A 20,934-nucleotide genomic window follows, 5' to 3' on the forward strand; every position below is an offset into this window, starting at 1 on the left:
GCCTGCGGCCCATCTAGTGTCGCAGGCTTCTTGCTTGAAGTGCTGGGTGCCTTCATGCCATGCGGGACATGATGGTGTGAAGGCCAAAGCAAAAGACGGATACTGGACACCAATGACACGTCACTTCAATTTCTGTGCAGGCCCTGCTGCCTTGCCTACTGTTGTTCTCGAACGTGCTCAGCAGGAAATGCTGGACTACCAGGGCCGCGGCCTCTCGGTGATGGAAATGAGCCACCGCTCCAGCGAATATGTGGCGATTGCCGAGAAGGCCGAAGCCGATCTGCGAAGCTTGCTGGCGGTGCCGGACAATTACCGCATATTGTTCACCCAGGGAGGAGCGACCCAACAATTTGCTGCTGTACCTTATAACCTGCTGGGTAACGGTGGCACGGGGAATTACTTCGAGACAGGTATCTGGGGCAAGAAAGCGGTCAAGGAAGCCCGGCACTTGTTTGGTGCTGCGCATGTTGCTGCATCCAGTGTCGACTCTGGTAATACCGAAGTGCCGCGAGAAGAGGATATCCAGCTCTCCGAGGATGCGGCTTACCTGCATATCACCACCAATGAAACCATTGGTGGCCTGGCCTTCGATTACACGCCTCGTGCTGTGCGCCCGGATGGCGTAGAAGTGCCGCTGGTAGCAGACATGTCATCCAATATTCTATCTGGACCGTTGGATGTATCCCGTTATGGGGTGATCTATGCCGGCGCTCAGAAGAATATTGGACCGGCCGGACTTGTCGTGGTGATTGTACGTGATGACCTTCTCGATCGTGCAAGAAGTGACATGCCGACACTGTTCAGCTATCGCGAGTTGGCCGAGGCGGGTTCCATGATCAACACGCCTGCCACTTATAGTTGGTATCTGGCCGGGTTGGTATTCGAATGGCTCAGGCAGGATATCGGTGGTCTCGAGGCCATGGCAGCCATCAATGCACGTAAAGCGGCCAAGCTTTATGCCACTATTGATGCAAGTGAGCTGTTTAGTAATCCAATCGTAGAGCGTAATCGCTCGCGGATGAATGTACCTTTTGTCCTGGCGGATGATCGTCTCGATGCGGATTTCCTGCGTGAAGCGGATGAGGCAGGGCTGTTGAACCTCAAGGGGCATCGCAGTGTTGGCGGTATGCGCGCTAGTCTCTATAACGCAGTGCCAGAGGAAGCGGTGGATGCCCTGGTCACCTTCATGAATGACTTTGAGCAGCGGCGCGGTTGAGTCAAGGCGCAGTTGAATCAGGAAGGAAGCGAGAGGCAAAGATGAGTGATTCCAGCAAGCAGGATCTATCCGCGTTGCGTGAGCGCATTGATGATATTGATGGTGAAATACTGCGCTTGATCAGCGAGCGTGCAGAGTGCGCGCGTGAAGTGGCAGAAACCAAGACCGCCAGTGACCCCAAGGCTGTGTTCTATCGTCCTGAACGTGAGGCGCAGGTATTGCGTCGAGTAATGGAACTGAACAAGGGACCTCTGGACAGCGAAGAGATGGCACGCTTGTTCCGAGAGATCATGTCAGCCTGTCTGGCGCTGGAGCAGCCGATCAAGGTGGCGTATCTGGGGCCGGAAGGGACCTTTACTCAGCAGGCGGCGCTCAAGCACTTTGGTGAAAGTGCCTTGACCCAGCCAATGGCTGCCATCGATGAAGTGTTCCGTGAAGTGGAAGCCGGGGCGGTAAATTATGGTGTGGTGCCGGTCGAGAATTCCACGGAGGGGGTGATCAACCATACCCTGGATTCGTTCATGGACTCTTCCTTGCACATTTGTGGCGAGGTGGTGCTGCGCATCCACCATCACTTGCTGGTGGCTGATAATACGCTGAAGGATAAGGTGTCGCGTATCTATTCCCATCCGCAGTCCTTTGCTCAGTGCCGCAAGTGGCTTGATGCCCACTTTCCACATGCGGAGCGCGTGCCGGTATCATCCAATGCCGAGGCCGCGCGCCTGGTCAAGTCCGAGTGGCACAGTGCTGCCATCGCGGGAGATATGGCGGCCAAGCTCTATGGGCTGAGTCACATTGCCGAGAAGATCGAGGATCGCCCGGACAATTCCACTCGTTTCCTGATCATCGGCAACCAGGAAGTCCCCATGTCCGGTACCGACAAGACTTCCCTTGTAGTGGCCATGCGTAACCAGCCAGGGGCGTTGCACGACCTGCTCGAGCCGTTCCACCGTCACCAGATCGACTTGACGCGCCTCGAAACTCGTCCATCCCGCACCGGGGTGTGGAACTATGTGTTCTTCATCGACTTTGCCGGCCATATCGACGAGCCGCGGGTATCGGCAGTGCTTGAGGAAGTGCGCTTGCGTGCTTCCGAAGTCAAAGTGCTTGGTTCATACCCGCAAGGGGTGCTGTGAGAGTGGGGGGGCATCAACAGGCTATACAGGAATCATCGTCTCACCAGTTGCCTCCGGCATTTCGACTGCCGCGAGCGTCGCGTATCGTGATCGTCGGTCTGGGCCTGATCGGTGGCTCTCTCGCTGCTGCTCTGCGCCAGGCGGGAGTGGGGCAGCAGGATGATGATAGTGTCATCCTGGCTTGTGATCCCGATGCTGGTGAAATTCGTCGTGGCATGGACATGGGCCTGATCGACAATGGCTCCACGTGCCTCGGCGATGTGCTGGACGGTGCCACGCTCGTGGTGCTGGCAGTGCCGGTGTTGGCCATGTCTTCAGTGATGAAGGCATTGGCAGGTTATCTGTCGCGCATGGCGCCGGATGTGGTCATCACTGATGTGGGCAGTACCAAGGCGACCATTCGTGAAGCTGCCATCGAGGCATTCGGTAAGTTGCCGGAGCGTCTTGTACTGGGCCATCCCATTGCCGGTTCCGAGAAAAGTGGTGTGGCAGCATCCAATCCCGATTTATACCGTGATCACAAGGTCATTCTGACGCCGGAACAGGATACGGACGAAAAGGCACAAAAGCTGGTCGAGACCATGTGGTGCATGACCGGCGCCGAGGTGCTGTACATGGGAGTGGAGCGCCACGACCAGGTTTTGGCCCGCACCAGTCATCTACCGCATCTGCTGGCCTTTTCTCTAGTGGATACTCTGGCGCGTCAGGACGAACGTCTGGAAATCTTCCGCTATGCCGCAGGAGGGTTTCGCGACTTTACCCGAATTGCTGGCAGCGACCCGGTCATGTGGCGCGATATCTTTCAGGCCAATCGTGATGCGGTGCTCGATGCTCTCGATGACTTCGAGAACGGCCTGGCGCTATTGCGCGAGGCCGTGATACAGGGCGATGGCGATGGCATGCTCGCTACTTTCGACCGAGCTCGTCATGCACGGCACTATTTCGAATCCTTGCTCAATCAGACCAGTTATCAGGCGGAATACCAAATGCAAGAAACAGCCAAGCTGCGTTACCGGGTCGCCCCTGGCGGTAGTGTGACCGGCCGTATTCGTGTACCGGGAGACAAGTCCATTTCCCATCGCTCGATCATGCTCGGCGCCCTTGGTGAAGGGGTGACAGAAGTTTCCGGTTTCCTTGAGGGCGAAGACAGTCTGGCCACACTGCAGGCCTTTCGTGAGATGGGGGTGGCCATTGAAGGTCCGCACCAGGGGCGAGTGACGATTCATGGTGTTGGCATGCGCGGGTTGAAGAAGCCAGCGGGCCCACTTTACGTAGGTAATGCTGGCACGGCGATGCGTTTGTTTGCCGGACTTCTGGCGGGGCAGGATTTTGATACCGAACTGACGGGAGATACTTCCCTCACTCGTCGTCCGATGGGGCGTGTGGCTGATCCGCTGCGCCTGATGGGAGCGGTCATCGAGACCAGTGAAGGCGGGCGTCCTCCGCTCAAGATCAAAGGGGGACAGCGCCTCAATGGCATTACATACGATATGCCCATGGCCAGTGCCCAGGTGAAGTCTTGCCTGTTGTTGGCCGGCATGTATGCGGATGGAGAAACCCGAGTCCGTGAACCGGCACCTACCCGTGATCATACCGAGCGCATGCTGAATGGCTTTGGCTATCCCGTCGAGCGGGAAGGTGACACCTGCTGGTTGCAGGGCGGTGGTAAATTGGTGGCAGCGCCTATCGATGTGCCTTCCGATATTTCTTCGGCGACCTTTTTCCTGGTTGCTGCGGCCATTACTCCGGGATCCGATCTGCTGCTCGAACATGTGGGGATCAACCCGACGCGTATCGGCGTGATCAATATTCTCAAGGCCATGGGGGCCGATCTGCAATTGGAAAACCCGCGTGAAGTTGGTGGGGAGCCTGTCGCAGATCTGCATATCCGCTATGCGCCGCTTAAAGGTATCGATATTCCGCAGGACCAGGTGCCATTGGCCATTGATGAGTTTCCGGCACTATTCATTGCTGCTGCCAATGCGCAGGGCACCACCCGTTTGCGCGGAGCTGAAGAGTTGCGTGTCAAGGAGTCCGACCGCTTGCAGTCGATGGCAGATGGCATGACGATCATTGGTATCGATAATACGCTTTATGATGATGGCATCGATATTGTCGGCAAGGGAGGCGAGGGTGCCAACTATGGCGGCGGCCGTGTCGACAGTCATGAAGATCATCGCATTGCCATGGCCTTTACGATTGCCGGTCTGCGGGCCAGCGCTCCAATAGAGATCGATGACTGTGCCAATGTGGCGACGTCGTTCCCGACCTTTGTCGAATTAACCCAGAAGGTAGGGTTGAGCCTCGAAGAGGTTCGCTATGACTGATACCCGATCCTCCATTCCAGTGCTGACCATTGATGGTCCGGGGGGGGCAGGCAAGGGCACCATCAGCCGCTTGATTGCCGAGCGTCTTGGCTGGCATCTGCTGGATAGCGGCTGTCTGTATCGTCTTACGGCACTGGCTGCGCTACGCAAGAACGTTGCCCTGGACGATGAGGCGATGCTGGCACAGCTCGCTACTGGCCTGGATGTGGAATTTCGGGTGGCAGGAGCGGTGACCGAGGTATTGCTTGAAGGAGATGAGGTCGGCCAGGACATTCGCACGGAAAAGGTGGGTGACTGTGCTTCTCGAGTTGCTGCTTTGCCGGCAGTGCGTACAGCGCTGCTGCAACGCCAGCGCGACTTCCGCCTCTCTCCAGGACTGGTGGCAGATGGGCGTGATATGGGGACCGTAGTGTTCACCGACGCCACGCTGAAAATCTTCCTGACAGCCAGTGCCGAGGAAAGGGCCCGTCGCCGCCATCTCCAGTTGCGAGAAGCCGGCGTGGATGCTAGTCTATCGAGTCTTTTAAGGGAGATTCAGGCCCGCGATATGCGTGATACACAACGCAGCGTGGCTCCTTTGGTAGCAGCCGATGATGCCATCGAGCTGGATACCACTAGCCTGAGCATACCGGAAGTGGTTGATCGGCTTGAGGAATTGCTGGCCCAGAAAGGGCTGGTCTCGAGCACCTGACAACCCTTGCGGAGTCCCCGGTCAGATGTCACGGCGTGCCCGAGTCCTTGGATAGTCGGAAAGCTCGGTCAGGTCCAACCAGCGTCAACGTCCCCGGGGGTTATCGGAAAATGGCCCGCACTCGCTGGTGGTGCGGAGAAGCGGCCCTGCCGCACTCAACGTTGATCTCGTAGGAACATCATGAGCGAAAGCTTTGCTGAACTGTTTGAACAATCTCTCCAGGACATCAACATGGAGCCGGGCGCCATCGTCGCGGCTACTGTTGTCGATATTGAAGGTGACTGGGTTACCGTCAATGCCGGCCTGAAGTCCGAAGGTCAGATCCCTGCTGCGCAATTCCGTGACGACAGTGGTGAGCTGACTATTGCCGTTGGCGACGAAGTGCATGTTGCGCTCGAAGCTGTGGAAGACGGCTTTGGTGAAACCCGCCTGTCTCGCGAGAAGGCCAAGCGTGCCGAAGCGTGGAAGGTGCTGGAAGCTGCCTTCGAGAAGGAAGAGATCGTCAAGGGCGTGATCAACGGCAAGGTCAAGGGCGGCTTCACTGTTGATGTCGACTCCATCCGTGCTTTCCTGCCGGGTTCCCTGGTCGACGTTCGTCCGGTTCGCGATACTGCGCATCTGGAGAACAAAGAGCTGGACTTCAAGGTCATTAAGCTTGATCCGAAGCGCAACAACGTCGTGGTTTCCCGCCGCGCGGTTCTCGAAGCCGAGAACAGTGCCGAGCGCGAAGCGCTGCTGGCAACTCTGCAGGAAGGTCAGCAGATCACCGGTATCGTCAAGAACCTGACTGACTACGGTGCCTTCGTTGATCTGGGCGGTGTCGATGGCCTGCTGCACATCACCGACATGGCTTGGAAGCGTATCAAGCATCCGAGCGAAATCGTTGCCGTTGGCGATGAGATCAATGTCAAGGTGCTGAAGTTCGACCGTGAGCGCAACCGCGTTTCTCTGGGCCTGAAGCAGCTGGGCGAAGATCCGTGGGTCAACATCAAGGATCGTTACCCGGAAGGCACCAAGGTGCACGCTCGTGTCACCAACCTCACCGACTACGGCTGCTTCGCCGAACTGGAAGAAGGTGTCGAGGGTCTGGTTCACGTCTCCGAAATGGACTGGACCAACAAGAACATCCATCCGTCCAAGGTTGTCCAGGTTGGCGACGATGTGGACGTCATGGTTCTGGATATCGACGAAGAGCGTCGTCGTATCTCCCTGGGTATCAAGCAGTGCACTGCTAATCCGTGGGAAACCTTCAACGGCCAATTCAACAAGGGCGACCGCGTTGCTGGTACCATCAAGTCCATTACCGACTTTGGTATCTTCATCGGCCTGGACGGTGGCATCGATGGCCTGGTTCATCTGTCCGACATCTCCTGGACCGAGACTGGTGAAGAGGCTGTGCGTTCCTTCAAGAAGGGCGACGAAGCTGAAGCCGTCATTCTGTCCATCGACCCGGAGCGTGAGCGCATCTCCCTGGGCATCAAGCAGCTCGACAGCGATCCGGTCGCAGAGTTCCTGGCTGTAAATGACAAGGGTGCCATCGTGACTGGCCGTGTTGTCGAAGTTGATGCCAAGGAAGCTCACGTCGAGCTGGCGACTGACGTCATCGCAGTGCTGAAGGCTTCTGAAATCAGCGCCGACCGCGTTGAAGATGCCCGTAACGTGCTGAACGAAGGTGATAGCGTTGAAGCTCGCATTGTTGGCGTCGATCGCAAGAATCGCCAGATCACCTTGTCTGTCAAGGCCAAGGATCAGGACGATACTCGCCGCAACATGAGTAAACTGCGTGAGCAGGAAGTCGAAGTTGGTGGTCCGACCACTATCGGTGACCTGATCAAGCAGCAGATGGGTCAGGACTAAGTCATGACTCTCTGAGGTAGAAAGTATGGGTTGGAAGTGCAAGTAGCATTCTTCGACTCGTAGTTCTGCCTGAAGATTAAAACGCCGCTCCTCTTGGGGCGGCGTTTTTGTATGTTATCAACTTGTTCATGGTATATAGTCCTGGCACATATTCGAACGCTTTTTCAGGAACAAATACTTCTCCTCATAGTCATACAGTTGCCGAAAATACTAACAATGGTTATTGTTAGTTGAGATTGTCTGGATGTATGAGGTTGCCAATATTAACATTAGAGGCAATAATACTTATGCATTCCTGAATAAATTCTAAGGTTGAGTAATATGTCGTCACTTCTGAATGATTACATGCAGATGGAGCAGCAGCTCGAGCAGCTCAGAACGCGTCTCGAGAAACTGCAGAATGATGATCGCTTGAAGGCCGAGCTTGAGTTTAAGGATAAGCTTGAGTCTTTGATGAGCGAATTTGGCAAAAGCACTGCTGATGTCATTGCGCTGCTTGATCCATCTTCCCGCTCTACATCTAGCAAAGCCGCGCCTGCCTCTGATGGCCGTCGTAAGCGCAAGCTGAAGATCTACAAGAACCCGAATAGCGGTGAAGTCGTGGAAACCCGTGGCGGTAACCATAAGACCCTGAAAGCCTGGAAGGAAGAACACGGTGCTGATACCGTAGAGTCTTGGCTGGTGCGCGTAGAAGAGTAATTCGCACCTGGCCTCCAGGAAGTGGTAAAATGGCCGCGCCCCGCGGCCATTTTGATTTGCCCCTGTCAGACCCCTGCACAACTCGTATCATCTGCGAGCGACGTGTGCCTCTCTAGGGCATTTCTAGCGTATAAATAATCAGGCTGCATATGGTTTGTAATGCTGATATGGCACTTCGGCTATTTTTTCAGGCGTGCTCTCTTGGGCATTAGTATGTTCCCAATTGACGACATGTCGTTAACGGCAAGTAACAAATGAAATCACAGAGCTTTCAGAAGCCTATGGATGAGCGTGAAAAACTGCGTCGGTTCCGTGAACTGGACGATGCCTTTGCGGAAGCGCTGCGTAGTCTAGATAACCCTTCTCAAGCTGCCAAGATTCCGACCGGCCCTCCCGTACGTTCGCTGGCAGACCTGGAAGCAGAAGAAACGCAGCGTGTGGAAGAAGAAGCCAATCGCCGCTTCGAGGAGCGCCTGCGTACTCTGATGCAAGAGTATTCGCTGCAGCCTGAAGATGTTGCGCGTTTGCTTGAGACATTGAAAAGCCAGGGGCGTGTTGCCTGATACATCTCAAGGGGTGTCACTGTCGGTAGCGATAGACTCGCAGGCTTGGTAGAAACATTTCGTCTTCCAGGCGCTCGTCGCTGCGCCGAGCCCTTTTTCGTTCCACTGGCGGGGATGTTGGAGGGGTATTGTAGTCAGGTAGTTTTCCTGAAGGGCAGGGGACCAGCAGGGGTAGCGCCACATTGAGCGCGCGCCGGGTCTTGCCATTGGTCAAAGGCTCGGTAAAAAATAGATTGGCTCGCATGAGTGGTGCCTGGCGTTGTACCTGCGCCAAGGGCTCTTGTGACGGAATGCCTGCCAAGCGTTTCAATTGAATGCGGATGTGGTCGGCTGTATTGTCCAGTGCCATCAAGCGACGTTCAGCCTCTGCCACGCTCAGGCGTGTGATGGAGCGCCCACTGCTATACCAGGCCAGACGGACTTTCGCCACCGGAGCTTCGGCGATAGGCAGTGCACGCCAACACTGCTTGAGATGCAGGCGCGCCAAGCCGGTACCCTTGAGATGGGTGTGAAGTTCGGGGTGGCGAAAAGGAATCACCGCTTTGATTTCGGGAACGAGAGTCGGTGCTTCCTTGCGGATATCAGCCAGTACCTTGGCAAAATCTGCCTTGGCTGCATTGACTGCGCAGGCCTTCATCAAGGTGGTTTCATTTGCTGCAACCAGGCCGATATGGCTATGGGTCGCACGTCCATCCTGGCCATCTTCATACCAGACGTCACTCAAGACATGCTTGAGCCATTTCGCGTCGGCGTTCTGTGGCTGGTCAAAGGACCAAGCAGGCAGCCCTGAGGCTTGCCATGCGTCGACCATTTCCTCCACACCTTCAACGATGCGATCGAAGTGGCGTTCCAACTCCGCCAGAAGGCGATACGCAGGTGTGGCAATATGAGCGCTCATGGCGTCTTCAGTCATTGAGATGCTGGTCCCGCTCTGCTTGCGCTACCCATTCATCTATGCTGGTTTCATCCATCGCTGGTTCTCCGGCAATGCGATGTGTGCCATCTGCCCAGGCGCCAAGGTCCAGCAAGCGGCAGCGTTTGCTGCAGAAGGGACGGTAGGGATTGTCCTGGCTCCAGGCGACGCGTTTCTTGCATTGCGGGCAGGCGACTTCCAAGGGGCGCTTTCCGCTCTCATGACTCATCAGAGATTTTTTTCCTTTGTCAGGTTGCTGATATAGGAGGTATGCCTAGTGTGCTTGCTCGACACCGGGTATTCCGTGCCAGACGATTGGTGCTTGCACTGCCAATGCTGGAGGGCATGCCTATTAGGATGATCCATCACCGGCGATTGGGCAAAACGTTGTCGCTAGCCAATTGGCGATAGCGTTGGTCGAGTATCCTGACCTGTGTCTCAAGACTTGCGAGGTCGCCATCATTGTCAATGACATCATCAGCTCGGGACAAGCGTTCCTGACGCGACATCTGGGCAGCAAGAATGGCCTTGGCTTGTGCCTCATCGACATTGTCTCGGGCGATAGTACGAGAGATCTGGAGTCTTTCGGGAATGTCGATGACGAGGGTGCGATCGACCAGTGCCGATTGACCGGACTCAAACAGAAGTGGCGATACCAGCAGCACATAGGGGCTGCCTTGATGCTGGAGCTCGTGCAGGTGTGATACTATGCATGCACGAATACGTGGATGTGTCACGCTTTCCAGCCAACGGCGCTGTTCTGGGTCTGCGAAAACGATGGTACGTAGAGCGGCCCTGTCGAGGCTGCCATCACTGTTGAGGATGTGCGGGCCATAGCGTGCGACGATGTCTGCCAGCGCCGGTGTTCCTGGCTTGACGATTTCTCGAGCAACATCGTCGGCATCCACCCAGCCAATGCCCAGTTGGCCGAAGGCTCTGGCAACCGTCGATTTCCCCGAAGCAATTCCTCCTGTCATTCCTATGATCATGCATGCTGTTCCACTGCTGGGGCCTGCTGTTGAGGCGCTCTGGATTAAGCGTTATGAAGAAACGGGAACATTTCAACAATAACGGCTTGATAGCAGATCATTATCTCATTGCCTGCAAGCAGTTCCAGCCATCCGGCAAATGCGAGCCAGGGGCCGAAGGGAAAAGGTTTGCCCCGTGACTGCGGCACCATGAATTGCACGAGAAGGGCACAGCATATGCCGCCAAGAGCCGCCATTGTCATGAGGAGAGGAAGGCTTTGCCAGCCTGTCCAGGCGCCTAATGCAGCAAACAGCTTGACGTCCCCCAGCCCCAGCCCATCATGGCCATTGAGCCAACGATAAGACGCTGCGAAGCACCATGTTACTCCATAGCCCACCAGGACTGCGATAATGGCAGAGGGGAGTGCTTCTGGATGGAAAGTGTTCTGAAAGGCGAGACCTGCTCCCAACAATGGCAATGTCAGAAGGTTAGGCAGCAGCAAGGTATAAAGATCAATGATTGCCAGTGCCAGGAGTATGAGTTCTGCTGCGTATCGCCATGCAGCTTCCAGGGAAGCTCCTTGGGTCATGACGGTGGCCACTGCCAGGCTGCAGGCTCCCACCATGCTCAATGACCATATCGGAAAATAGGGGGGGCGGCCGGGAGCATGTTTGCCAATCCAATATTGGGTGCCAAGCGCGACCATTACTCCGCATGGCAGTCCGCACATGGCGATAAGCGTCATGTTATCTGGCGCCATGTTTCTAACGCTGTGTTTTCTAGTTTGAGGATGTTCAGGCTGAAATTTTTCAGGCCGCAGTATTTCAAGCCGCAGTATTCCAGGCCTAAGTTTTCAGCGTTACGTTGCTGTAGGTGGAGTGCTATCACTATGGGCGTCCTTGGTGTGATAGGGCCATTATTGAGTGGTAGGGTGTCACGAGCACTGACTTTGGTCTAAACTCATCCCCTTTTTTCCGATCAGGTAGGCGACATGACTCAGACGCTCGGACCAGTGATGCTCGACCTTGATGGCCCGGAATTGACGGCTGAAGAGTGCGAGCTGCTCCAGCACCCGGCGGTGGGCGGCGTGATTCTGTTTGCACGCAATACTCTTGAAGCGGCCCAGGTCAGAGAACTGTGTAGTTCGATTCGTGAAGCAAGGCCTGGCCTGCTGCTGGGCATCGACCAGGAGGGAGGGCGGGTACAGCGCCTCAAGGATGGCGTGACTCGCATTCCTCCGATGGCTCGCCTTGGCCAGGAATATCGTGCGGCACCTGAAGTGGCTGTGCGCCTGTGCCAGGACGCAGGTTGGTTGCTGGGAATGGAAATGGCGGCCTGCGGTCTTGATCTGAGCTTTGCCCCGGTGCTGGATGTTGACGTAGGACTATCGTCAGTGATTGGTAATCGCAGCTTTGCTGATTGTCCCGAAACAGTAGCGACGCTGGCTGGTGCTTTCCTGGATGGCTTGCACGAAGCCGGCATGGTAGGTGTTGGCAAGCATTTTCCGGGACATGGCGGTGTTGCTACGGATACTCATCACGAGATGGCAGTGGATGAGCGTGATCTTGATGCATTGCGTTCCAGTGACCTGCTGCCGTTCACGAAGCTTGCCTCGCGTCTGGATGCCGTGATGCCGGCACATGTCGTGTATCCCGCCTTTGACTCGCGTCCGGCAGGATTCTCGCCTTCCTGGCTAGGTATGCTGCGCGAAAGCCTGGGATTCAAGGGAGTGATCTTTTCTGATGATCTGACCATGGCGGGGGCCCATGTGGCTGGCGGGCCGGCCGAGCGTGCCCATGCAGCTCTGGATGCTGGTTGTGATATGGTGCTGATCTGCAATGATCGACCTGCTGCCCGTGAAGTGCTGGCTGCCTGTGAAGGCATGACGTCGAAACGAGCCTCTCGCCTGCGCTATGGCCGGGCACGCCCTGATCTGGACGCCTTGTCCGCACTTGGCCGTTGGAGACGTATCCATGCGCGACTGGAAGCGATGAACGCTTCCTGATTGACCTGCAGGGAAATCCGCTACTCATTCGCACTTTATATGTTGGCTGTCTGGATACGTTAGCCGCTGGTCTGTCAAACGTGTATACCTGTGGAGGAATGGCCATTTGGGTATCGAGTGCGGGAGTAGTCGGAGAGTTCCCCTGTTTCTGATGATTGATTGATGAATGAGCTGCCTTTATGCCGAAACTCGATCCCGTGTACAGTGCATCCCTTGATGACATGCGCGATGTCATGGATAACGCTGACTGCTTGATCAGTCACGATGAAGTTGAGCGTGCCCTTGACCGCATGGCGGATGAGATTACGCGTGATCTGGGCGACAAGCTGCCTGTGTTCTATTGCGTCATGAATGGCGGTTTGATCACGACAGGACACTTGATGCCGCGTCTGGGCTTCCCGTTGGAAGTCGACTATCTGCATGCCACCCGCTATCGAGGCAAGACTCGTGGTGGAGAGCTGTTCTGGCGCGTGTCTCCAGAAATTCCCATGGCCGGCCGCCATGTCGTGATTGTCGATGACATTCTGGATGAAGGTGCCACTTTGGCCGCGATTCTCGAATATTGCCGCGAGGCTGGCGCTCAGAGCGTGTCCACTGCGGTACTGGTGGACAAGAGCCATGACCGCAAGGCTGTGCCTGGGCTCAAGGCGGATTATTGCAGCCTTGAAGTCGCGGATCGTTATGTCTTCGGCTTTGGCATGGATTACAAGGGATACTGGCGGAATGCTCCTGGCATATTCGCACCGAAGGGAATGTAGGCGAGTCTGACTACGATCCATAAGCCATAAGCCATAAGCCATAAGCTTTAAGCTTTAAGCTTTAAGCCGTAAGCCATAAGCTTGAAGCGATAAGTGAAAGCCCCTGCACAGTGAAACGTCAGGGGCTTTCTTGTGTTGTTGCATGGGCTTGGCCCTGGAGGAACACTGCTGGCTTACCGCTTACCGCTTACCGCTTACCGCTTACCGCTTACCGCTTACCGCTTACCGCTTACCGCTTACCGCTTACCGCTTACCGCTTACCGCTTACCGCTTACCGCTTACCGCTTACCGCTGGCTACAACCCCAGTTCGTCACTGGCCTGCTGGCGCATCTTGAATTTCTGGATCTTTCCCGTCACCGTCATCGGGAAGGTCTCGACGAATTTTATATAGCGTGGGATCTTGTAGTGAGCAATCCTGCCTTGGCAGAAGGCCTTGAGCTCTTCTTCGGTCAGATAGCTCCCTTCGGCCAGCTTGACCCAGGCCATCACTTCCTCACCGTACTTCTGGTCAGGCACTCCAATGACCTGGACATCGGAGATTGCCTCGTGGGTATAAAGGAAATCCTCGATTTCCCGGGGATAGATATTCTCGCCACCACGAATGATCATATCCTTGATACGCCCGACGATAGAGACATAACCTTCATCGTCCATGGTGGCCAGATCTCCGGTATGCATCCAGCCCGACCCGTCAATGGCTTTGTCCGTTGCTTCCCTGTTGTTCCAATAGCCGACCATGACGCTATAGCCACGGGTGCATAATTCACCGGTCTGTCCCCGGGGAACAACGGCGCCTGTTTCCGGGCTGATCAGCTTCACTTCAAGGTGAGGGTGGATGGTGCCCACTGTCGTCACGCGTTTTTCGAGTGTTGCTTCAGTGGTGGTCTGGAGGCTCACAGGGCTGGTTTCGGTCATGCCATAGCAGATAGTGACGTCCTTCATGTGCATACGCTCAATGACCTTGCGCATCACTTCGATGGGGCAGATGGAGCCTGCCATGATACCGGTCCTCAGTGTAGACAGGTCGCATGTGTCGAAACTGGGGTGCTCGAGTTCGGCGATGAACATGGTAGGGACACCGTACAGGGCGGTGGCCTTTTCCTCGCAAACGCTTAGCAAGGTAGCTTCAGGGTCAAAGCCATCGCCGGGATAGATCATGCAGGTGCCATGGGTGACGCAGCCGAGATTCCCCATGACCATGCCAAAGCAGTGATAGAGAGGAACGGGAATGACCATACGGTCCTGTTCACTCAGATTCATGGTCCTGCCCACGAACAGTCCATTGTTGAGGATGTTGTGGTGTGACAGCGTTGCGCCTTTTGGGGCTCCGGTAGTACCTGAAGTGTATTGAATGTTGATCGGGTCATCGAACTGGAGCGTGTCCTGCAAGTTGGCCAGATCCTCTTCATTGATCTCGTGGCCGCGTTCCAGCATCTTGTCCCATACGTTCATGCCGGGAAGTGCACGGGTGGTATCGAGACAGATGACCCGTTTGAGCTCGGGTAGTCTGGCCAGTTTCAATGGTGCCGCATCCTGTATTTCATTCAGTTCCGGGGCCAACTCGGCAAGAATGGCGACATAGTCGGAAGTCTTGAAAGTACCCTGCAGGATGAGTGTGGATGTGCCTGACTGGTTGAGCGCATATTCCAGCTCGTGAGAGCGATAACTGGGGTTGATGTTGACCAATATGGCACCGATCTTGGCAGTGGCGAATTGAGTGATGGTCCATTCAGCGCAATTGGGAGACCAGATACCTACGCGATCGCCTTTCTTTACCCCCATGGCCAGCAGCCCTCGGGCAGCCTGGTTGACGGTGCTCTGCAATTCGCGCCAGGTATACCTGAGCCCCTGGTGACGACTGATCAAGGCGTCTCGATCTGGAAAGCGCGCAACCGTGTCATCGAAGCAGTCGCCAATGGTTTGGCCCTTGAGTGGAAGATCACTGATGCCGCTGACGTAACTGAGCGAGGGGGTCTGGCGTGTCATCTTGGTTCTCGTCTTGTTGTTGCTGATCATGTAAGGGAGGTTGTTGTTATTCTCAATCGTGTGTCGAGCGTGTTGCCGGCTCTTCAGTCACTGACATGGACGTTGGCAAATCTCTTCACCGGGATGACCCATGGGGCTGCTGACAAACTACTCTGCTCGACCATGCGGCGTTGGACCGGAGCGAAGCGGAGATAACAGCCAAGGCTGGCCCGAAGGGCGAGCGAAGCGAGTCAATTCGCCTCAAAATGCTCATTTACACCTTATAAACTGCGCTTGCTCGGCGGATTCCGCCTTGTCTGGCCATCGCTCGTAACCTTTGTCAGCAGCCTCCTATATCTGTTCCTGTTTTTCCTGTTTTTCCTGTTGTCCGAGTTGACTCAGGGCTTCTTGGGCACGTTGGACAACATGGTCCATTTCCAGTCGCATCAGACGAATGTCCTCAAGCTGACGGTCCAGTTCAGAGCGTTTTTCGGCAATGATCTCAAGCAGGCGTTTGAGCTGGAGGGCATCGCCACCCGGCATGGCGTCATACATCAGCACCACTTCGCGTATTTCAGCCAGTGAAAATCCCAGGCGCTTTCCCCGCAGTGTGAGCTTCAGGCGCACACGGTCCTTGTCTCTATAAATACGTTTCTGTCCCTGGCGCAGTGGTGATACCAGGCCTTCTTGTTCATAAAAGCGGATGGTGCGCGGTGTTACCTCGAACATCTTGGCCAACTCACCAATCGTGTAGGTGCGCTGATTGCCCTGCAGGCTGCCGCGGTCGAGAGCATCGTTCATGGTGAAGTGTCCTTGAGTCGGTGGCCTTCCCGGAACCGGACCTTTGGGTTCCGGGAAGGCCTTGTCAGTGAAAACACTAGACGACGTTTACGTAAACGTAAAGCCGCATTAGCATCATCATAAGCGTGAAGAGAGCATGAGAGAAAAATGATGTATCCGGGCATCACAGCCGCTGGTGGCGGAGTGTGCAAGAGCTACTGATGTCATAAGTACGACCATGGAGTGATATGGCATAAACCAAGCAAGTGCTAGGTTGGGCGTATCACGCTGATAGCGCATCATCTTTGCTTGAAGCATGGCATCCATGAGGCTTCTATCAGTGCTGTCACTACTCATCAAAGAGGTTGAACCATGGATTTTACTCTGAGTGATGACCAGAGGGCGCTTGTTGCCGCAGCTGCGGACTTCGCCCGGGTCGAGCTTGTTGATCATGCTGCCGACTGGGACAAGGCGTCACATTTCCCTCTTGATGTCATTCGTCGTGCAGGGGAAGCCGGTTTCCTTGGCATCTATACCCCTGAAGAACAAGGTGGTCTCGGTCTTTCCCGGCTAGATGCTTCGCTCATTTTTGAGCAGCTCTCTCAGGGCTGTATCGCTACCACGGCTTATCTGACTATTCACAATATGGTCACCTGGATGATCGCCAACTGGGGAAGCGATAGCGTCAAGGAGCGTTATTCAGGAGCGATGGTCAGCGGGCAACTGCTGGGCTCATACTGCCTGACGGAGCCGGGCGCGGGGTCGGATGCCGCCAACCTTCGCACCAAGGCGGAACGTGATGGTGACGATTATGTGTTGCACGGCGCTAAGATGTTCATTTCGGGAGCCGGCTCCACGGAGGTGTTGGTGGTGATGGCACGTACTGGTGCAGCGGATAGCGGTGCCAGCGGGGTGTCTGCTTTCGTCGTTCCCGCCGACGCTGAGGGCATCAGCTACGGCAAGAAAGAAGAGAAGATGGGGTGGAAAAGCCAACCCACCCGACTGATCAGTTTTGATGGAGTGCGTGTCCCTGGGGAATATCGACTAGGTGAGGAAGGCGAAGGCTTCAAGTTTGCCATGAAGGGGCTCGATGGCGGACGGCTCAATATCGCCAGTTGTTCCCTGGGCGCAGCTCAGCAGGCCCTGACCCTGGCACGTAACTATATGGGAGAGCGCAAGCAGTTTGGCAAGGAGCTATCGGCGTTTCAGGCGTTGCAGTTCAAGCTCGCTGACATGGCCACTGAATTGATGGCGGCGCGTCTGATGGTACGTCAGGCTGCCTGGCGTCTGGACAACAAGGATCCTGAGGCGACTGCGCACTGTGCGATGGCCAAGCGCTTTGCTACTGATGTGGGATTCCGAGTGTGCAATGAGGCGCTGCAACTGCATGGGGGCTATGGCTACATTTGCGAATACCCTCTGGAAAGGCTGGTCCGTGATACGCGAGTACATCAGATACTGGAAGGCACCAACGAAATCATGCGCCTGATTGTGGCTCGCCGTCTGCTGCAGAATGGTGTGATCGAGTCGCTGCAGTAACTGGACATGTCAATGAACAAGGAGAAGGTGATGACGGAATCTGTCGTCGTTTTCGAGGAACGCACTACCGCGGATGGCGGACGGATTGGCCTGGCTACTCTGAATGCACCGCGAAGCCTCAATGCATTGAGCCTGGAAATGATTCAACTGCTTGATACCCGGTTGCGGCAGTGGGCAGAGGATCCAGCCATCCATGCCGTATGGCTGGATGGGGCAGGAGGCAAGGCCTTTTGTGCGGGGGGAGATGTGGTTTCCCTGGTCAAGGCGCTCAAGCAGGAAGAAGATGAAGGTGGTGTACGAGGCAGTCATGCCCAGGAATATTTCACCCACGAATATCGTCTTGACTACTTCCTGCATACTTATCCGAAACCCGTGCTGGTCTGGGCCGATGGCATCGTGATGGGAGGAGGCCTGGGCCTCACCGCTGGAGCGAACCATCGTCTGGTCACGGAAACGACTCGTATTGCCATGCCGGAAATCACCATTGGCCTATATCCTGATATTGGTGCCAGCTGGTTTCTCAATCGCATGCTGCCAGGCATCGGTGCCTATCTGGGCCTGACTGGGGCCAACCTGAACGCCAGGGATGCTCTTGATCTGGGCCTGGCCGATCATTTCATCCCCAGAGAGAGCAAGGATGAGTTGCTCGCGGCCATTTGTGACAGTCATATGGTGGAAGGCAGTGAGGATAGCGCTGAAGCCGTCATCATGCGCATTGTCGCTGAGCTTGAGCGTCGGGATCTGGCACCGTCAGCCCAGGTACGCCCGTTGCTTGATCATCTGCAATCTCTGACGCGCAAGGCCCGGGTGGAAGATGCGATAGCGGCCATACTGGAAGATACCAATGAAGACAATTGGCTGGCTGCCAACCGCAAGAGGCTGGCGGCAGGTTGCCCACTTTCGGCCCGGTTGGCTTGGGAAATGCTGGAACGCCACCGCCACGGCTCTCTGGCCGATGCCTTCCGCGATGAACTGGTGGCATCCATACAATGCAATGTGCTTGGTGATTTCGCCGAGGGGGTCAGAGCCCTGTTGATCGACAAGGATCAGTCCCCACGTTGGCGTCATCAGGATGTTTCTAGCATTTCGGACGCAGACCTTGAGGCCATGTTCAGCCCTCCCTGGCATCAGCAACCTGGACCACTGGACGACCTCTGATCCCGGCCATGACATTTTCATTTCAGTCATGGCGCTTCTATACCAACAAAAAGAGCGGATATACCAACAAGGCGAACTGGCAGAGATGTGATGACATCTTTTTTAGCGGCCATTTTTCCCTGCACAACCATTTCTTGCACAGATATTTTTTGCACATAACAACAGGAGTCACGCCATGAACATTGCTTTTATCGGGTTGGGCAACATGGGGTTGCCGATGGCGAAGAACCTCGTCAAGGCCGGCCACAGTGTGCGTGTTTTCGATCTTGTCGACAGTGCGATGGTGGCACTTGAGTCCGAAGGTGCTGAGCGTGCCCCCAGTGCACTGGATGCTGCCGAAGGGGCAGATGTAGTGATTTCCATGCTGCCTGCGGGCCAGCATGTGCGAGGCTTGTACCTGGGGCGCGGTGAGTCATCTGGGTTGCTGGATGACCTGGCTTCCCGTCCTTTGATCATCGACGCATCAACGATTTCTCCTCAGGATGCGCAGGCAGTGGGAAGCGTGGCAGCCGAGCGTGGTTTCACGTTTCTGGATGCGCCCGTTTCTGGTGGTATCGGGGGAGCGGAAGCAGGTACCTTGACGTTCATTGTCGGTGGCGACAGTGCGGGCTTTGAACAGGCGCGTCCTGTACTCGAAGTCATGGGGAAGAACCTGTTTCATGCTGGTGCGGCAGGCAGTGGGCAGATTGCCAAGATATGCAACAACATGCTGCTCGGGATTCTGATGAGCGGCACGGCCGAGGCATTGGCGCTGGGGGTGCGCAATGGGCTCGACCCCGCGGTACTCTCGGAAATCATGAAACAGAGCAGTGGCGGTAACTGGGCATTGAATGTCTACAACCCTTGGCCGGGCGTGATGGAAGGATCCGCTGCATCGCGGGAATATCAAGGTGGCTTCTTGACGGATCTGATGGCCAAGGACCTTGGTCTGGCATGGGAGTTGGCGTTGGCTTCCAAGGCTCCGGTACCCATGGGTTCCGAAGCGCGCAATCTGTTTGCCCTGCACAGCGCCCAGGGTGGTGGCAGGTTGGATTTCTCCAGTATCCAGAAGCTCTATCGCCCGAAAGACGAGTAGAAAATATCTCGAAGAAAGTCGTGCAAGGGGGTTGGCAATTACTCTCAATTCACCTACATTTTATAAAAATGTAGATATTTTGAGAGAGGCTGCCGTGAGTCAAATTACCCCTGTCACCTGGGAAGACCCGTTCCGTCTGGTGGATCAGCTCAGTGAAGAAGAGCGCATGGTTCACCAGACAGCCCATGATTATTGCCAGGAAAAGCTGTTACCTCGGGTGCTTGAAGCCAACCGTCACGAGCGTTTTGATCGTGAGATCATGAACGAGATGGGCGAGTTGGGATTGTTGGGTGTCACCATCGATGGTTATGGGTGTGCTGGCATGAACTATGTCAGCTACGGCCTGATTGCACGTGAAGTGGAGCGTGTCGATTCCGGCTATCGCAGCGCCATGAGTGTGCAGTCCAGTCTGGTCATGTATCCCATCCATGCATTTGGTAGCGAAGCGCAGCGCGACAAGTATCTGCCTCGTCTGGCCAGCGGTGAGTGGGTCGGCTGCTTTGGCCTGACAGAACCGGACTACGGCTCGGATCCAGGTGGTATGGTCACGCGGGCGACTCGCACAGATTCTGGATGGCGTCTCAATGGCACCAAGACCTGGATCACCAATTCCCCCATTGCCGATGTCTTCGTGGTCTGGGCGAAGGATGATGAAGGTGTCATTCGTGGTTTTATCCTTGAAAAGGGCATGCCTGGTCTGTCTGCTCCCAAGATCGAAGGCAAGTTCAGTCTGCGTGCTTCCATCACGGGGCAGATTGCCATGCAGGATGTAGAAGTGCCGGATGGCCAGCGTCTGCCAGGTGTGCAAGGGCTCAAAGGACCTTTTTCCTGTCTCAATCGTGCACGTTACGGCATTAGCTGGGGCAGCATGGGCGCGGCGGAAGCCTGTTGGCATGCTGCTCGCAGCTACACCATGGAGCGCAAGCAATTTGGTCGCCCACTGGCAGCCAACCAGTTGATACAAAAGAAACTTGCTGACATGCAGACCGAAATCGCACTTGGTCTGCAGGCATCGCTGCGGGTAGGGCGGATGATCGACGAAGGGCAGCTGGTTCCCGAAGCCATTTCGCTGATCAAGCGCAACAACTGCGGCAAGGCGCTGGATATTGCCCGGGTTGCCCGGGACATGCACGGCGGCAATGGTATCAGCGATGAATATCATGTCATTCGACATGTTATGAATCTCGAGGCGGTAAATACTTACGAAGGCACTCACGACGTTCATGCATTGATTCTTGGTCGTGCTCAGACGGGTATTCAGGCCTTTACCGGCTGATGCGCC

General features: G+C 55.6%; 19 protein-coding genes. 13 read left to right on the plus strand and 6 right to left on the minus strand.

All coding sequences use genetic code 11. From position 1 onward, the window contains the following. Positions 1-112: 112 nt before the first annotated feature. The 7 genes from serC (at position 113) to Q1K07_RS14905 (ending at position 8,489) form a co-directional block, all read left to right on the plus strand. Complete coding sequence (serC, locus tag Q1K07_RS14875; protein ID WP_300312453.1) at positions 113-1,216, plus strand: 3-phosphoserine/phosphohydroxythreonine transaminase; 1,104 nt, start codon at positions 113-115, stop codon at positions 1,214-1,216. Between the two features lie 41 nt (positions 1,217-1,257). Next, entirely contained in the window at positions 1,258-2,352 is a 1,095-nt protein-coding gene (gene pheA / locus Q1K07_RS14880; protein WP_149285026.1) for a prephenate dehydratase, read from the plus strand. A 47-nt stretch (positions 2,353-2,399) separates the two neighbouring features. Then, positions 2,400-4,679, plus strand: a complete 2,280-nt coding sequence (locus Q1K07_RS14885) for a bifunctional prephenate dehydrogenase/3-phosphoshikimate 1-carboxyvinyltransferase (RefSeq protein ID WP_300312457.1) — start codon at positions 2,400-2,402, stop codon at positions 4,677-4,679. Continuing rightward, positions 4,672-5,370 carry a (d)CMP kinase gene (cmk, locus tag Q1K07_RS14890; protein WP_300312459.1) on the plus strand — a complete coding sequence of 233 codons (699 nt, stop codon included), beginning with the start codon at positions 4,672-4,674 and terminating at the stop codon, positions 5,368-5,370. Before Q1K07_RS14885 ends, cmk begins: the two co-directional genes overlap by 8 nt. Before the next feature lie 180 nt (positions 5,371-5,550). Next, positions 5,551-7,227: a 30S ribosomal protein S1 gene (gene rpsA, locus Q1K07_RS14895; protein WP_300312460.1), complete on the plus strand. Its 1,677-nt coding sequence runs from the start codon at positions 5,551-5,553 to the stop codon at positions 7,225-7,227. A gap of 321 nt (positions 7,228-7,548) precedes the next feature. Further along, complete coding sequence (locus tag Q1K07_RS14900) at positions 7,549-7,926, plus strand: histone-like nucleoid-structuring protein, MvaT/MvaU family (RefSeq protein WP_300312462.1); 378 nt, start codon at positions 7,549-7,551, stop codon at positions 7,924-7,926. A 254-nt stretch (positions 7,927-8,180) separates the two neighbouring features. After that, positions 8,181-8,489 carry a hypothetical protein gene (locus tag Q1K07_RS14905; protein ID WP_300312466.1) on the plus strand — a complete coding sequence of 103 codons (309 nt, stop codon included), beginning with the start codon at positions 8,181-8,183 and terminating at the stop codon, positions 8,487-8,489. Between the two features lie 16 nt (positions 8,490-8,505). Here Q1K07_RS14905 and Q1K07_RS14910 read toward each other — a convergent pair whose 3' ends face one another. From Q1K07_RS14910 to Q1K07_RS14925, 4 genes are all read right to left on the minus strand, one after another. Beyond that, positions 8,506-9,387 carry a DNA replication terminus site-binding protein gene (locus tag Q1K07_RS14910; protein WP_300312469.1) on the minus strand — a complete coding sequence of 294 codons (882 nt, stop codon included), beginning with the start codon at positions 9,385-9,387 and terminating at the stop codon, positions 8,506-8,508. A gap of 7 nt (positions 9,388-9,394) precedes the next feature. Next, a complete protein-coding gene (gene yacG, locus Q1K07_RS14915) occupies positions 9,395-9,631 on the minus strand; it encodes a DNA gyrase inhibitor YacG (RefSeq protein WP_149285020.1) in 237 nt (78 codons plus the stop codon). A 136-nt stretch (positions 9,632-9,767) separates the two neighbouring features. Further along, positions 9,768-10,391: a dephospho-CoA kinase gene (gene coaE, locus Q1K07_RS14920; RefSeq protein WP_300312473.1), complete on the minus strand. Its 624-nt coding sequence runs from the start codon at positions 10,389-10,391 to the stop codon at positions 9,768-9,770. A gap of 44 nt (positions 10,392-10,435) precedes the next feature. Beyond that, positions 10,436-11,116, minus strand: a complete 681-nt coding sequence (locus Q1K07_RS14925; RefSeq protein ID WP_300312475.1) for an A24 family peptidase — start codon at positions 11,114-11,116, stop codon at positions 10,436-10,438. Between the two features lie 246 nt (positions 11,117-11,362). Here Q1K07_RS14925 and nagZ point away from each other — a divergent pair, with 246 nt between their 5' ends. Both nagZ and Q1K07_RS14935 read left to right on the plus strand, forming a co-directional pair. Continuing rightward, positions 11,363-12,376 carry a beta-N-acetylhexosaminidase gene (nagZ, locus tag Q1K07_RS14930; protein ID WP_300312478.1) on the plus strand — a complete coding sequence of 338 codons (1,014 nt, stop codon included), beginning with the start codon at positions 11,363-11,365 and terminating at the stop codon, positions 12,374-12,376. 179 nt (positions 12,377-12,555) lie between these two features. Beyond that, positions 12,556-13,134: a hypoxanthine-guanine phosphoribosyltransferase gene (locus Q1K07_RS14935; protein WP_300312480.1), complete on the plus strand. Its 579-nt coding sequence runs from the start codon at positions 12,556-12,558 to the stop codon at positions 13,132-13,134. Positions 13,135-13,429: 295 nt separating this feature from the next. On the opposite strand, the gene Q1K07_RS14940 is transcribed toward Q1K07_RS14935, so the two are convergent. After that, on the minus strand, positions 13,430-15,121 hold the full coding sequence (locus Q1K07_RS14940) for an AMP-binding protein (RefSeq protein WP_300312483.1): 1,692 nt from the start codon (positions 15,119-15,121) through the stop codon (positions 13,430-13,432). 330 nt (positions 15,122-15,451) lie between these two features. Further along, complete coding sequence (locus tag Q1K07_RS14945; protein WP_300312485.1) at positions 15,452-15,901, minus strand: MerR family DNA-binding transcriptional regulator; 450 nt, start codon at positions 15,899-15,901, stop codon at positions 15,452-15,454. Positions 15,902-16,252: 351 nt separating this feature from the next. On the opposite strand from Q1K07_RS14945, the gene Q1K07_RS14950 reads away from it, so the two are divergent. The 4 genes from Q1K07_RS14950 to Q1K07_RS14965 all read left to right on the plus strand — a co-directional run bounded on the left by Q1K07_RS14950 (position 16,253) and on the right by Q1K07_RS14965 (position 20,928). Beyond that, positions 16,253-17,419 (plus strand): acyl-CoA dehydrogenase family protein, encoded by a 1,167-nt coding sequence (locus tag Q1K07_RS14950; RefSeq protein ID WP_300312488.1) that lies wholly within the window; start codon positions 16,253-16,255, stop codon positions 17,417-17,419. Positions 17,420-17,449: 30 nt separating this feature from the next. Then, positions 17,450-18,577, plus strand: a complete 1,128-nt coding sequence (locus Q1K07_RS14955; RefSeq protein WP_300312491.1) for an enoyl-CoA hydratase/isomerase family protein — start codon at positions 17,450-17,452, stop codon at positions 18,575-18,577. Between the two features lie 175 nt (positions 18,578-18,752). Further along, complete coding sequence (mmsB, locus tag Q1K07_RS14960) at positions 18,753-19,652, plus strand: 3-hydroxyisobutyrate dehydrogenase (RefSeq protein WP_300312494.1); 900 nt, start codon at positions 18,753-18,755, stop codon at positions 19,650-19,652. Positions 19,653-19,746: 94 nt separating this feature from the next. After that, positions 19,747-20,928 (plus strand): acyl-CoA dehydrogenase, encoded by a 1,182-nt coding sequence (locus Q1K07_RS14965; RefSeq protein WP_300312497.1) that lies wholly within the window; start codon positions 19,747-19,749, stop codon positions 20,926-20,928. Positions 20,929-20,934: the final 6 nt, after the last annotated feature.

Source organism: Halomonas sp., assembly GCF_029263665.1.
Taxonomy (GTDB): Bacteria; Pseudomonadota; Gammaproteobacteria; order Pseudomonadales; family Halomonadaceae; genus Halomonas.